The organism is Streptomyces sp. NPDC005794 (assembly GCF_042871445.1).
In the GTDB taxonomy this organism is placed as follows: Bacteria; Actinomycetota; Actinomycetes; order Streptomycetales; family Streptomycetaceae; genus Streptomyces.
This window is the reverse complement of record NZ_JBIAIN010000008.1, coordinates 1-13257: the sequence shown is the minus strand read 5'-3', so window position 1 is coordinate 13257 and position 13257 is coordinate 1. Positions and strand designations below refer to the sequence as shown.

Annotated in this window: 13 protein-coding genes and 3 pseudogenes; 6 read left to right on the top strand and 10 right to left on the bottom strand. The window is 70.3% G+C overall.

From position 1 onward, the window contains the following. Positions 1-75: 75 nt before the first annotated feature. The 3 genes from ACFYQ5_RS14625 (at position 76) to ACFYQ5_RS14615 (ending at position 2519) form a co-directional block, all read left to right on the top strand. Positions 76-1299, top strand: coding sequence for an MFS transporter (locus ACFYQ5_RS14625; protein ID WP_389197518.1), 1224 nt, complete (start codon positions 76-78; stop codon positions 1297-1299). A gap of 80 nt (positions 1300-1379) precedes the next feature. Then, positions 1380-1745: an SCO4225 family membrane protein gene (locus ACFYQ5_RS14620; protein ID WP_389197516.1), complete on the top strand. Its 366-nt coding sequence runs from the start codon at positions 1380-1382 to the stop codon at positions 1743-1745. 21 nt (positions 1746-1766) lie between these two features. Further along, positions 1767-2519, top strand: a complete 753-nt coding sequence (locus ACFYQ5_RS14615) for a maleylpyruvate isomerase family mycothiol-dependent enzyme (protein ID WP_389197514.1) — start codon at positions 1767-1769, stop codon at positions 2517-2519. Positions 2520-2583: 64 nt separating this feature from the next. Here ACFYQ5_RS14615 and ACFYQ5_RS14610 read toward each other — a convergent pair whose 3' ends face one another. After that, positions 2584-2982 (bottom strand): MarR family winged helix-turn-helix transcriptional regulator, encoded by a 399-nt coding sequence (locus tag ACFYQ5_RS14610; RefSeq protein ID WP_389197512.1) that lies wholly within the window; start codon positions 2980-2982, stop codon positions 2584-2586. A gap of 204 nt (positions 2983-3186) precedes the next feature. Here ACFYQ5_RS14610 and ACFYQ5_RS14605 point away from each other — a divergent pair, with 204 nt between their 5' ends. Further along, complete coding sequence (locus tag ACFYQ5_RS14605) at positions 3187-3486, top strand: DUF6332 family protein (protein WP_389197510.1); 300 nt, start codon at positions 3187-3189, stop codon at positions 3484-3486. On the opposite strand, the gene ACFYQ5_RS14600 is transcribed toward ACFYQ5_RS14605, so the two are convergent. The 3 genes and pseudogenes from ACFYQ5_RS14600 to ACFYQ5_RS14590 form a co-directional block, all read right to left on the bottom strand. After that, positions 3447-4112: a response regulator gene (locus ACFYQ5_RS14600; protein WP_389197508.1), complete on the bottom strand. Its 666-nt coding sequence runs from the start codon at positions 4110-4112 to the stop codon at positions 3447-3449. The genes ACFYQ5_RS14605 and ACFYQ5_RS14600 overlap by 40 nt on opposite strands. Continuing rightward, the gene (locus tag ACFYQ5_RS14595; RefSeq protein WP_389197506.1) at positions 4109-5407 is read right to left on the bottom strand and encodes a sensor histidine kinase; all 1299 of its coding nucleotides are present in this window, start codon (positions 5405-5407) and stop codon (positions 4109-4111) included. The genes ACFYQ5_RS14600 and ACFYQ5_RS14595 overlap by 4 nt, the downstream gene beginning before the upstream one ends. 10 nt (positions 5408-5417) lie before the next feature. After that, positions 5418-5873 (bottom strand): annotated as a pseudogene (locus ACFYQ5_RS14590) (TetR-like C-terminal domain-containing protein); the annotation flags it as partial. A gap of 26 nt (positions 5874-5899) precedes the next feature. On the opposite strand from ACFYQ5_RS14590, the pseudogene ACFYQ5_RS14585 reads away from it, so the two are divergent. Further along, positions 5900-6064 (top strand): annotated as a pseudogene (locus ACFYQ5_RS14585) (deazaflavin-dependent nitroreductase); the annotation flags it as partial. Here ACFYQ5_RS14585 and ACFYQ5_RS14580 read toward each other — a convergent pair. After that, entirely contained in the window at positions 6054-7313 is a 1260-nt protein-coding gene (locus ACFYQ5_RS14580; RefSeq protein ID WP_389197504.1) for a geranylgeranyl reductase family protein, read from the bottom strand. The pseudogene ACFYQ5_RS14585 and the gene ACFYQ5_RS14580 sit on opposite strands and share 11 nt — an antisense overlap. 194 nt (positions 7314-7507) lie before the next feature. On the opposite strand from ACFYQ5_RS14580, the gene ACFYQ5_RS14575 reads away from it, so the two are divergent. Further along, the gene (locus tag ACFYQ5_RS14575) at positions 7508-8872 is read left to right on the top strand and encodes a dipeptidase (RefSeq protein ID WP_389197502.1); all 1365 of its coding nucleotides are present in this window, start codon (positions 7508-7510) and stop codon (positions 8870-8872) included. A gap of 248 nt (positions 8873-9120) precedes the next feature. On the opposite strand, the pseudogene ACFYQ5_RS14570 reads toward ACFYQ5_RS14575, so the two are convergent. The 5 genes and pseudogenes from ACFYQ5_RS14570 to ACFYQ5_RS14550 all read right to left on the bottom strand — a co-directional run. Then, positions 9121-9309 (bottom strand): annotated as a pseudogene (locus ACFYQ5_RS14570) (oxidoreductase); the annotation flags it as partial. Positions 9310-9723: 414 nt separating this feature from the next. Beyond that, positions 9724-10767, bottom strand: a complete 1044-nt coding sequence (locus ACFYQ5_RS14565) for an NUDIX domain-containing protein (RefSeq protein ID WP_389197500.1) — start codon at positions 10765-10767, stop codon at positions 9724-9726. Then, positions 10764-11042 (bottom strand): hypothetical protein, encoded by a 279-nt coding sequence (locus ACFYQ5_RS14560; RefSeq protein WP_389197498.1) that lies wholly within the window; start codon positions 11040-11042, stop codon positions 10764-10766. The genes ACFYQ5_RS14565 and ACFYQ5_RS14560 overlap by 4 nt, the downstream gene beginning before the upstream one ends. An 839-nt stretch (positions 11043-11881) precedes the next feature. Beyond that, the gene (locus tag ACFYQ5_RS14555) at positions 11882-12286 is read right to left on the bottom strand and encodes a type II toxin-antitoxin system PemK/MazF family toxin (RefSeq protein ID WP_389197496.1); all 405 of its coding nucleotides are present in this window, start codon (positions 12284-12286) and stop codon (positions 11882-11884) included. A gap of 318 nt (positions 12287-12604) precedes the next feature. Continuing rightward, positions 12605-12991: a MerR family transcriptional regulator gene (locus tag ACFYQ5_RS14550; protein ID WP_389197494.1), complete on the bottom strand. Its 387-nt coding sequence runs from the start codon at positions 12989-12991 to the stop codon at positions 12605-12607. Positions 12992-13257 lie beyond the last annotated feature (266 nt).

Here is a 13257-nt window from a genome sequence, read left to right as displayed (position 1 = left end):
CCCGCACCGTTCACCGGCCGGCCACCGGGGCGGCGCTCTTGCACGCGCCGTCGGGGCGCCCCTATGCTGCACTTTGTGCCGAACGTAAACAAAATACGGACGGCCTTGTCGGGGAGACCTCGCGGGGACGCCTCCCCGCTCTCGTCGGCCCGCCTCCGTACCGCGCTGACCGTGTTCTTCGCCCTCGACGGGTTCCTCTTCGCCGGCTGGGTGGTCCGTATTCCGGCGATCAAGCACCGGACGGGGGCCACCGCCTCCACCCTCGGGCTCGCCCTGCTCGGCGTGTCCGCGGGTGCGGTGATCACCATGATGCTCACCGGCAGGCTCTGCCGGCGTTACGGAAGTCATGCGGTCACCGTGGTCTGCTGCGTACTGCTGTCCCTGAGCATCGCCCTCCCCGCGCAGACGGGTTCGGCTCTCACCCTGGGTCTCGTGCTCCTGCTCTTCGGTGTCGCGTACGGCGGGTTGAACGTGGCGATGAACAGCGCGGCCGTCGATCTGGTCGCCGCGTTGCGCCGACCGGTGATGCCGAGCTTCCACGCCGCGTTCAGCTTCGGCGGCATGGCCGGCGCGGGGCTCGGCGGACTGGTCGCGGGCAGCCTTTCGCCCGCGACCCATCTCTTCGCCCTCACAGGCTTGGGACTTCTCGTCACCACAGTGGCCGGTCCCGTGCTCCTGCGCGGCAGGCCGGCCGCAGCGACGGTGGAACAGCGGGCGGCGGACGCCTCTGAGCAGCCGCAGAAGATGAACGTCCACGCACGCCGGATCGTGATCCTGTTCGGCGTCATCGCCCTGTGCACGGCGTACGGCGAAGGTGCGCTGGCCGAGTGGGGCGCGCTGCACCTCAGCCAGGACCTGGGGGCCACCCCAGGTCTCGCCGCCGCCGGATACTCCTTGTTCGCACTGACGATGGCCGTCGGCAGACTCTCCGGCACCGCTCTCCTCGAACGATTCGGGCAGACCCGGACGCTGGTGGCGGGCGGGACGACGGCTGCGGCGGGGATGCTGCTCGGCGCGCTGGCGCCTGCTGTCTGGCCGGCGCTGCTCGGTTTCGCCGTGGCCGGCCTGGGGCTGGCCAACATATTTCCCGTCGCGGTCGGCAGGGCGGGCGCACTGGCCGGCCCCAGCGGAGTGGCCGCCGCGTCGACCCTCGGCTACGGCGGAATGCTCCTGGGGCCGCCGGTGATCGGCTTCCTCGCCGACGCGTTCTCCCTCCCGGTGGCCCTCACCACGGTGACGCTGCTCGCCACTGCGGCAGCCGTCCTGGGCTACGCGGCCCGCAACGCGACGAACACCTGAACGATTGAGTAGCCGTACTCAGGCCCCGGCAGCCCCTCCGGCGCACGATGGAGGCATCAACCATTCACGGGGAGCGGGACATGAGTAACCGGATGACGAACAAGCAACTGCGCACGCTCGCACGACTGACCTTCGGCAACACGGCTTCGCGGATCTACCTCGGGCTCGTTCTGGCGGCCACGGTGTTCGTCACGGTGGACACGCTGTTCGTGGCGCATGACGATGCCTCGTTCGCCGGTGTCTGGGTGTTCTTCCTTGCCGCGCCGACCGTCTTCGTCTTCCTCCTCGGCGGCTCGATGACCGGTGCGGAAGGCGGCGGCCCCGCCTGGTTCACGTACCTCGCCCTGGTCGTTTCGGTGCTCGTACAGGCATGTGCGCTGGGCTGGTTCTCCCGCCTGCTCCGCAGCCCCCGCCGGAGTCGCTCAGCACGCCCCCAGGGCGCCTGACCCTCTGGCACAATCAGCGGCGTGGAGATGTCCGAGCACCTGACGGCCCTTGCCGCAGAAGGCCGCGCTCTCGCCTCCGCCGCCCGCGAAGCAGGGACGGAGGCCCACGTCCCGACCTGCCCGGGGTGGCGGGTACGTGACCTTCTCGAGCACACCTGCATGGTGCACCGCTGGGCGAGCGCGATCGTCGTCGAGGGGCACCTGACGTACCACCCGGCGGGTGAGGAGCCCGACCTGGACGGCGACGCGCTGCTCGACCGGTTCACCGAGGGCCACGGACTGCTGGTCGACGCGCTCGGGACCGCGGCGGCCGACCTGGAATGCTGGACCCTGTTCTCCGCGCCGTCCCCGCTCGCGTTCTGGGCTCGACGGCAGGCGCACGAGACCAGGATCCACCGGGTGGACGCCGAGTCGGCACGGGGCGGCCCGCCGACGCCCGTGGCGCCGTCGCACGCGGTGGACGGCATCGACGAGCTCCTGACCGGCTTCCACGCCCGTGCCAAGAGCCGGGTAAGAACGGAGTCTCCGCGCACACTCAGCGTGCGGGCCGTGGACACCGACGCGGTGTGGACCGTACGGCTGTCGGCCGACCCGCCGCTCACGGTGCGCGGGACGTCCGCCCTGGACACGCCTGTCGACTGCACGCTGAGCGGCACCGCCGAGGAGCTCTACCTGGGGTTGTGGAACCGACGGGCGCTCCCCTCGGGCGGCCTCACGGGAGACCGCGAGCTCGTCCGGCTGTGGGAGGAGAACTCGGCGGTCGTCTGGTCGTGAGCGGGGGCGGCTGTTGAACGGGGCCGCGCCTTGCAGCGCGGCCCCGTTCAACAGCCGGCCCGGTTCAACAGCCGACCCCGTTCAGCATCCTGGAGAGCACCGCCCGCTGATGGGGCCTGGCCTCCGTGTGAAGGGCCCGGCCCGCGTCCGTCAGCTCGACACGCACACCGCGGCGGTCCTCGCTGCACATCGCGCGGCGTACGAGACCGCTCCTCTCCAACCGCGCCACGAGCCGCGACAGCGCGCTCTGGCTGAGATGGACCCGCGAACCGATCTCCTGGACCCGCAGGCACGCGTCGCCGCCCTCCGCGGCTTCCGCGAGGACGTCCACGACCTCGAAGTCACTGGCTCCCAGGCCGTGGCGCTCCAGCGCCCGATCGAGCTCACCCAGCGTCCTGGCGTGCAGTGCGAGCAGCTCGCGCCACTCGCTGACGAGCGCCTGCTCGGACTTCTTCGCTGCCATGGCCGCACGCTAGCAGAGGGGGAGGACCGGCCCGCGAGAGCTTGTCGCGCGGGGCCTGTCCACATTGTCGCCCTGGGTCTGGATCTCATGCCGTGATGGCGGACCGGAAGCAGTCGAGCGCCATCCCACCTGAGGGCTGTCCACGGACGCCTGGTGCGTCACAGCGTCCTTGTCCCCGGGCACCGTCCCTGTGACACTGCGTACATGGTTCGACGCACTCAGGCCGAGCGGGACGCGATGACTGTGGAGATCGGCTACGCCCTGGTCAGCGGAGTGCTGGTGGCCGCAGCCACGTTCGCCGGGGTTTTCCTCCTCCCCGCCCTCCTGTTCCAGCTGCCGGACGGTGCTGAACACCTGCTGTTCCGCGCCGGGGCCGCGCTCGGCGCTCTGGTGTTCGCCGTCCGGGTGGTCCATGTGCTCCGGCGTTTTCCCCACGCGGCCGAGGAGCGGCTTCTGCCGCCCGTTCAGCCGAGCCAGCCGGGGCGCACGAGCCCCGACTCATAGGCGAGTACGACGAGTTGGGCCCTGTCACGCACACCCAGCTTGACCATGGCGCGGCTGACGTGGGTCTTGGCGGTGAGCGGGCTGACGACAAGTCGGCGGGCGATCTCCTCGTTGGAGAGCCCGATGCCGACCAGGGCCACGACCTCCCGCTCCCGTTCGGTCAGTTCGTCCAGGACCGTCGCCGCCGCGGGTTCCTTGGAACGGGCCGCGAACTCGGCGATCAGGCGGCGGGTCACTCCCGGCGACAGCAGGGCGTCCCCGCCCACCACGGCGCGCACCGCCCGCAGCAGCTCGTCCGGTTCGGTGTCCTTGACCAGGAATCCGGAGGCTCCCGACCGGATCGCCTCGAACACGTACTCGTCGAGCTCGAAGGTGGTGAGCATGACCACCTTCACCTCGCGGAGGGCCGGGTCGTGGGTGATCGCACGGGTCGCGGCCAGTCCGTCCAGCTTGGGCATCCGGATGTCCATGAGCACGGCGTCAGGACGCAGTTCACGCACGAGGCGTACGGCCTCCGCCCCGTCGGCGGCCTCGCCGGCCACCTCGATGTCCGGCTGGGCGTCAAGAAGCGCCCGGAAACCGGCCCGGACCAGCAACTGGTCATCGGCGAGCAGTACTCGGATCACGACGTCTCCTCCCTCTCCTCCCGTGCGGTGGGACCGCCCTCACGGCCGGGCCGCAGCGGGAGCTCCGCCGTGACCCGGAATCCGCCGTCCGGCCGGGGACCCGCGTCGATCGTGCCACCGAGCGCCGCGGCCCGCTCCCGCATCCCGATGAGCCCGTTGCCACTGCCTCCGGCGTCGTCCCCCGTGGCGGGGCCCTCGTCGTCGACGAGGAGCCTGAGGTACGCGCCGCCGTAGGCGATACGGACGCGCGCGGTACGCGATCCGGAGTGCCGCACCACGTTCGTCAGGGCCTCCTGCACGATGCGGAAGGCGGTGAGGCCGGCACCGGGCGGGACCGGCCCCGGCGCGCCGTCCGACTCGACGGTCACGGCGAGACCCGCCCCGGCAGCCTGGTCGACCAGCTCGGGCAGGCGGTCGAGACCGGGGGCCGGGGCGCGGGGGGCGTCGCCCGGAGCCCGGAGGTTCTCCAGTACCTGCCGTACCTCACCGAGCGCTTCCTTGCTGGCGGACTTGATCGTGGTGAGCGCCGTACGGGCCTGTTCGGGATCGGAGTCGAGCAGGGCCAGACCGACCCCGGCCTGGACGTTGATGACGGAGATGCTGTGGGCCAGGACGTCGTGGAGTTCGCGGGCCATGCGCAATCGTTCCTCGTCGGCCCGCCGCTTCTCCGCGGCCTCCCGCTCCGCCCTGGCCGCCGCCCACTGCTCGCGGCGCACCCGGAGAAGCTCCGCCGCGGCGACGATCGCCACGGCCCAGGCGGCGACGAAGGCCTCCTGGCCCCAGGGGGCCGGACCGTCTCCGTCCGGCGGGAGCCATCGGTAGAGCCAGTGCGCAGCCAGCACATGCCCGGCCCACAGCGCGCCCAGCGACCACCAGGCCGCCTTGCGGTGCCCCGACACGATGGCGCCGAAGCAGCCGACGGCGACGGCGACGAAGACCGGGCCGTACGGATATCCCAGCCCGAGATAGAGGAGTGTCGCGGCGGACGTACCGGCGACGGCGACGACCGGGTGACGGCGACGCACCAACAGCACGGCGACCGCGGCGAACAGCAGCATCCGGGCGACGAGACCCAGCGGCTCGCGGTCCTGGCCGTGCGCGGCGACGGTGGTGCCCCCCATCACGATCACACCGACCACGACCGTCGAGAGCCACGGCGGCCGGTCGCTCCGCCCTCCCCGGCCACCGGGCAACTCCCCGTCGCCGTACCTTCCGCGCCACGGGGGCCCGTGACCGGCCCATCGGCCGCCCGTCCGACGGGGGCCCACACCCGGGTGCGCTCGTTGATCCTGCATACCGGTCACGCTAGACGCGCGGACCCCTGGCGCACGTCAGCCGAGCGTGGTGATCCCCCGTACTCCCTGCGGAGTACCTGTCCGGGCGAGACCCCGCCGCCACCTTCTGCCGCCCGCCCCTGCCCCGAACTCCCGTATCGACACACCGGCCGTCCAGCGGGCCGACCGGGCGGCCGAGTTCGTGCACAGCGTGCCGGAAGAGCTGTTCACGTTCCTGGACGGCCCGGTTGAACTGGCCGAAGAGCTCGAAGGAGATCAGCCCGAAGAGCTGCGCCCACGCGGAGACCAGGGCCACCACGACAGCCGGCGGGAGATCGGCGGCCAGGTCCGCCGCCATGCGTGCGGACCCGGTACGCACGTATGCGGTGCAGCTCGGGACGGGCGAGCCGTGGATCAGCGCGTACTCATGGGGGTGGGCGAGAGCCCGGTCCCGGCCGGCGCAGGTGACCGCGAGCCGGCGGGCGGGCAGGGGGGCACCCGGGCCGCCGGTCGATCGCGGACGACGAGCAGAAGGTACGGATCGTCCGCGCCTACCTGAAGCGCTGGGGCTGGGAGGTCAATCAGTCCCTCCAGGGCATCACGGTGAAGTCCACCGGCGCCGAACTCCTGGCCGCCTGCTCCGACCACTCCGTCTTCCGGATCACGGTCAAGAGCTGACCCGGTCCGTTCCCTGGCGGTCCATCATGTGCAGGGCCCGCTGTGCCAGCGGATGTGAACGGACCAGCTCGGCCAGCGACGTCGTCCCCCGGGTGACCCCGGCGAACGCGTTCCAGGCCGGGCGGAAGCCCGTCAGCACCGCGTGCAGGAGCCCGGGACGCCGCTCGAACAGCCTGAGCATGCGGCGTCCGACGCTCATCTCCACGCCCAGCCCCGCCTTGATCGCGAACGCGTAGTTGAGCGCCTGCCGCCGGGCGTCCACCGCGTCGTGCGACTCCGCGATCCGTACCGCCCATTCACCCGCGAGGCGCCCGGACCGCAGGGCGAAGGAGATGCCCTCCCTGGTCCAGGGTTCCAGCAGCCCCGCCGCGTCGCCACAGACCACGACCCGTCCGCGGGAAAGCGGCGAGTCGTCACTGCGGCACCTGGTCAGATGGCCGGACGAGACCGTCGGCTCGAACCCGGCAAGGCCCAGCCGGCCGATGAAGTCCTCCAGATACCGCTTGGTCCCCGCGCCGTCGCCGCGCGCCGAGATCACGCCGACGGTCAGCGTGTCGCCCTTGGGGAAGACCCAGCCGTAACTCCCGGGCATCGGCCCCCAGTCGATGAGCACCCGGCCCGCCCAGTCCTCGGCGACCGTCTCCGGAACGGGGATCTCCGCCTCGAGCCCGAGGTCCACCTGGTCCAGCTTCACCCCGACATGAGCCCCTATGCGGCCCGCGCTGCCGTCCGCGCCGACGACGGCCCGGGCGAGTACCGTCTCACCGCCCGCCAGCACCACGGCGACCGTGCGCCGGTCGGGCACGGCGGTGCCGTGCTGCTCCACCCGCGTCACCGTCACACCCGTGCGGAGCTCGGCGCCCGCCTTCTGGGCCTCCTCCACCAGGCCGGCGTCGAACTCCGGCCTGTTGATCAGCCCGAAGAGCATGCGCCTTGACCTGCGGGTCCGCGACAGCTTCCCGTTGAGCGAGAAGGTGACCGCGTGGATCCGGTCCTTCAGGGGAAGTTCGAAGCCGGGGGGCAGGGAATCCCGCGAGAACCCGATGATTCCGCCGCCGCACGTCTTGTAGCGGGGGATCTCCGCCTTCTCCAGCAACAGCACCCGGCGGCCTGCGACGGCTGCCGCGTACGCCGCGGAGGCTCCGGCCGGGCCCGCGCCGACCACGACGACGTCCCATACCGAGGAATCCTGCGGTACCGACGACGACTCATCCGGCTCACGTCCGGCGTCTGCGTTCTCGCTGCTCACGATGTGCTTCTGCTCCCGATCCGACCAGTGGCCCCAGCTGCTCACGGCATCCTACGGCGCGCCGCGGCCGAACTCCGCTGTGGGAGGATCAGCCATGAATTCGTCGTACACGCAACGTCGCGTCCACGGCGTCGCCTCCGGCCGCGTACACACCGCGCCATAGTCCTAACGTCGCACTCACCAGGAGCGTGCCCATGACCGCCCGTCCGATTTCCGAGACCGTTGCCTCGCTGATGCCCCGCGCGAAGTCGGAGCTCGCCGAGCTGGTGGCTTTCCGGTCGGTGGCGGACCCCGCGCAGTTCCCCAGGAGCGAGTGCGAGGCAGCGGCCGGGTGGGTCGCCGAGGCCCTGCGCACCGAGGACTTCCAGGACGTCGCCCTGCTCGACACCCCCGACGGAACCCAGTCGGTGTACGGCTACCTGCCCGGACCTGCCGGTGCGCCCACCGTGCTGCTCTACGCGCACTACGACGTGCAGCCGCCGCTGGACGAGTCCGCCTGGCTCTCCCCGCCGTTCGAGCTGACCGAGCGCGACGGCCGCTGGTTCGGCCGGGGTGCCGCGGACTGCAAGGGCGGTTTCATCATGCACCTGCTCGCGCTGCGCGCCCTCAAGGCGAACGGCGGCGTCCCCGTCTCCGTCAAGGTGATCGCGGAGGGCTCGGAGGAGCAGGGCACGGGCGGCCTCGAACAGTACGCCGAGGCGCACCCGGACCTGCTGGCCGCCGACACGATCGTCATCGGTGACACCGGGAACTTCCGCGTCGGACTGCCCACCGTCACCGCCACGCTGCGGGGTATGACCATGCTGCGGGTGCGGCTGGACACCCTCGAAGGGAACCTGCACTCCGGGCAGTTCGGCGGCGCGGCCCCGGACGCGCTGGCCGCGATGATCCAGCTGCTGGCGTCCCTGCGGGCCGAGGACGGTACGACGACGGTCGACGGGCTCACGACCGACGCGGAGTGGGACGGACTGCAGTACCCGGAGGGCGAGTTCCGCAAGGACGCCAAGGTGCTCGACGGCGTGGAGCTGATCGGCAGGGGCACGGTCGCCGACCGCATCTGGGCGCGGCCCGCGGTCACCGTCATCGGCATCGACTGCCCGCCGGTGGTCGGAGCCACCCCGTCGCTGCAGGCGAGCGCACGGGCACAGATCAGCCTGCGGGTTCCGCCGGGCCAGGACGCCGCCGAGGCGACGAAGTTGCTGACCGCCCACCTCCAGTCGCACGCCCCCTGGGGTGCGCGGGTCTCCGTCGAACAGGTCGGCCAGGGGCAGCCGTTCCGGGCCGACATCACCAGTCCCGCCTACACGTCGATGGCCGAAGCCATGCGGCTCGCCTACCCGGGTGAGGAGATGCAGTCCTCCGGCATGGGCGGCTCCATCCCGCTCTGCAACACCCTGGCCGCGCTGTACCCGCAGGCGGAGATCCTGCTCATCGGGCTGAGCGAGCCCGAGGCCCAGATCCACGCGGTGAACGAGAGCGTGTCGCCCGAGGAGCTCGAGCGGCTCTCGGTCGCCGAGGCACTGTTCCTGCGGAACTACGCGGAGTCCAAGAAGGTCTGAGGAGCCGCCCCGGCCCCTGGGACACGCGCTGAGCGATGTCGCCCGGAGCAGGCTTCCGGGCGGGGGTCGGCCTGCTCCGGGATCCGGCGGACCGTCCTCACCCACACCCACCGCGACCATCACGGCGCCGCACAGGAACCCACGGACACATCCGGCGCCGGGATCCTGGCGCACCGGCTGGACGCGCGGGCCGGTCCGGGGGCGGCGCCCGGGTGGCGCACTCCCCCGGCGCCCCTCCGCCGGCTGGCGTCGGCGAGCCGCCGGGTCGCGAGTTCCCGGCCCGCCGCGAGCTGGTGCATGCGTATCCGCTCGACGAAGACCGGCTCGGCGTTGACGACGGTGATCTGGGTGTCGGCGGGCGAGAGGCGGCGGGCCAGGCTCCCGGCGGCGAAGGCCCCGGCGTAACCGGCGCCGAGGACGAGGATGCGGTGCTTCATGGTGTGCTCCTGTCTGAATCGCTTACCCCTTGAGCGGGACAGCGCGGAGATTCCTGACAGGAGCCGCGTGTGAGGTGGGTCACCGGCCCCGGTGCGGTGACTCGCCGGGGGCGTGCCGGAGCCGTCCGGAAGAAGAGCGGCCTCATTCACACGTCGAGGCGGGGACCACGTCACGGAGAGCGTCCTCGTCGTCCTGGACGAGCCGGGCGATGACGGACACTGTTCTCTCAGGGACCGCCGCTCCCTCCGGGACCGCTGCTCCCCCAGGGACCGCCGCTCCCTCCGGCCGGGACCAACAGCATCGTCGCAGGGCGGAACCGGACCGTGCTGGTACTGTCCCGGCCCACGATTCGCCGCGGCTTCCAGGCTGGATCAGACACGCGAACCCAACATGACGCAGACGAGAGGCCCTGGTTAGCGGCCGCCCACGGGCACTCCGGCCTCCAGATTCAGCACGACGGACCGCTCACGGGCGCGCAACGCCCACCGGAGACGCTCGAAGCGGGTCGGCGGGAGCATACCGGCCGCCTCGTCCTCGGTGACGAACCGCCAGCCGCGCAGTTCCGAACCCGGCAGCAGCAGCCGTGCGGCCTCCTCGCCACGCAGGCGGCCGCCGTCGAACAGGAAGCGCAGTCCTCCGTACGCGGGCGGCTTCGGCGCCTCCCAGTCGACCACCAGAAGCTTCGGCACCACGTCCAGGCAGAGACCGAGCTCCTCGGCGACCTCGCGCATCCCCGCCTGCGCCGGGGCCTCCCCGGGCTCCACGACACCGCCGGGGAACTCCCAGCCGGGCTTGTAGGTCGGGTCGACGAGGAGCACCCGGCCGTGCTCGTCGAAGAGCAGCACCCCGGACGCGACGGTTTCCGCACGCGGCTCGGGGGTCTGGACGATCCCGCACTCCCTGGCTTCGCCGGTGCGCAGCGCTTCGGCGATCCGCTCGGCCGTCTCGTACGGGGTGAGCGCACTGGTGTCGATCGTGTGCGCGTCCGCGGTGATCCACCCGAGCGCCGTTCGGTAGGGCTCGATGTGCTCGTACGCCCACTGACGGATCCGCTCGCTGTGCTCGGGGTCGTCAGCGCATTCCTCGCGCTCGGCGATCCGTCTCCGCAGGATCGTTTCCTCAGGTGAGAGCAGCACATGGCGCACGTGTATGCGCCGGGAGGCGAGCCCCCCGAAGATCTCGTCGCGGTAGTCCTGCCTCAGCAGCGTCATCGGCACCACCAGCACCCCGGAGAGTTCGGCGAGAAGCGCGGCCGCCGTGTCGACCACCAGGCGCCGCCATATCGGCAGATCCTGGAAGTCGGTCACTTCGGCGAGCTTCTTCTGGGGCAGCAGGTGGCGCAGTTCCCCACCGATCAGTTCGGGGTCGTAGAAGGTGCTGTTCGGGATCAGATCGATCAGTTCGCACGCGGCGCTGGTCTTGCCCGCACTGAACGCACCGTTGATCCAGACGATCACTCGTACTCCAAAAGAGGAAGGCCGCTGAACTGCGGCGGAGCGGATTTCGCGGGAGCATCTGGGTGACGGTTGGGAAAAGTCGGCGTCCATAGCCCGGCTCCCACCACTTCCTTCTCCCAGACCCTCTGGAGATACCCAACGATCCGCTCCTCCATCGCAAGGGTCACCTCACTGTTGGTGCCCTCCACGCCGGGCAGCTCATGGCGGCTGGTGACCGCATAGACGGTGGCGATGGTGACCTTGCCGGTCTTGCGGTCGGTGCGGTGGCGCTTCATCCGGACCGCCTGGCAGGCGCCGGGGAAGAGCACGTTACTGACCGGTGGCGACCTTGATCCGGCGGATCTCGGAGTGGCCGTGGCCGCTGCCCCGGGTGTAATCACGTCTGTGTTCGACCACTACGACCGGCTCTGACCCGCATCGAAAGCTGATCACGGCCCGACCCGGCGTCTGCTGGCCGGATAGACCGTGGCGCCCTTGAGTCCTCGGTGTTTTCCCGGCTGTTGGAGAGGCATGCGAGGTGCGGTACGTCTCTCCAGGGCTGGCGGCCGAGGCAGCCGTCCGTGCCGGAGAGGGTCTGCTTGGCGTAAAGGAGTTGCGACTGCTCCTTCTGCGGTTCAAGGGATCCAGCGTCGCCGCCCAGGCAACAGCCGCTGCCCGGTCAGTGGTCAGCGCGAGACCCGAGCTCGCCACGTCGGTGCTTCACTCACATGCTCCCGGCTCCCCACGAGAGGCTTCGCGGCTGCCTGGGTTCAGCTCGAGTTGGCCGTGACCTCCAAGTCGCGTAGGCGATGGCGGTGATGATGAGAAGGAGTATCCATCCGCCGGAGGAGGACCCGGTTGCCTGCTCCTCGGTGATTGGTTCCCGACGGAGTTCGGCCTTCTCGATGGAGTCGCCGGCGCGAGGCCTCAAGCCGCCGTGCTCCCGGTCCCGGTGCTTGTCCTGTTCCGATTGGGCGTCATCGACGGTTTCGTGGACGCCCCCTCGCCGTCGTTGCCCTGGCCCGCCAGACTCCAGCCGTAGATCGTGATCTCGATGGTGAGGGGCGCCGAGGCCAGCGTGGATCATCTCGCCCGAGATCGCCCACGCCGTCACGGGCGTCGGCTCCTTCTTCGTCTACCCGAGTTCACCGAGACGGAGGGCGTTCCGTATCTCGCTGAGCTTCGCGGTCGTTGCCGGGGTACGCACGTGCGCTTGTTCAGCGAGTCGGAGGGCGTCGTCAATCTCGCTGAGCTTCAGAGAGGACAGGACGGCCTCCCGCTCTATCAGGTCGTCCCGGGACACAGTGGTCAACCACGTGCACGGGATGAAGCCTGGACGCGGGAACGCGAGCCGCAGCACGCCTTCGAACGGCAGTCCTTCACCGGCGCCCACCATCACTTCGATGCCCAGACCGCTGATGTCGACGCCCGCCGGAGCAACGACCTGCATCACCCGGATCCCGGACGTGTCCTCTCCCGACAGCAGTACGGCCAACCTCCGCTCGTCGAACTGAACCCACCAGACTTCGCCACGTTGCACAAGTCCTCCAAATACAGGACGGCAGGCAGACGCTGCGCGACCCTGACGCGCTGTGGAGACGGGCGCGGCCACCGTTGATCATCGGTGTGTGAAGACAAACGATCATGTGGTGGCCGCAGGTCACAGCGTAGACCCTGCCCGCTGGCAGGAAGCGGGTTCACGGGGGAGATCGGGAGTATTCACCAATACCACTGACCGCCCACGCCGAAGCCGCTGAAGATCATTCCTCGTGAGCCGGTGAGGGAAGTTGCCGCTTCCTGGACACGCCCCTGGAGCCGCCGACGTATCAACTGCCCGCTCAGGCCACCGACTCATGCCTCAGGATGGACTTCCTGTTCCGTCATGATTGCGCGCCTCGGTGATGCAGATATGCAACCGGTTGCGTACGTCCCGCAGGTCCGTCATCTGCCGGTCGAGGTGGTCGCGTTCGGCCATGAGCAGCTCCAGCAGTTCCGGTGACGCCTCACCTGAGTCGGCGAACGGCAGCACCTCGCGGATGGTTCTGCTGGGCAAGCCCATGGAGTAGAGCTGCTGGATCAGCCTGACCCGTTCGACGGCACCGGCCGGATACTGACGCTGGCCACCCGGATTCCGGGTGGAGTGCAGCAATGCCTGCTGCTCGTAGTAGCGCAGCGCCCTGACGCTGACGCCCGCCTTCGCGGCGACCTCTCCGATCCGCATCTCGGCCTCCTGACTCGACTCCACGCCTCGCTTGCACCTGACGTTGGCGTCAGGTTTTAGCGTAGCGGACGCCGGCGCGAACCATTCCTTACGGACTCTGGAGCACGCTGTGACCAGCACATCTCCGACTCACTTTTCAGGACCCCAGGAGGCATCAGCAATGTGCATGAGGAACACGTCCGTGATCGACGGGAGTGAAGCTTCCCCTTGATCGTGAACACCTGGAAACTGGGACCTGAGTGGTTCCAGAGGAAGCAGTGACCAGGTGGCAAGCAAGTACCAGAAGCGGT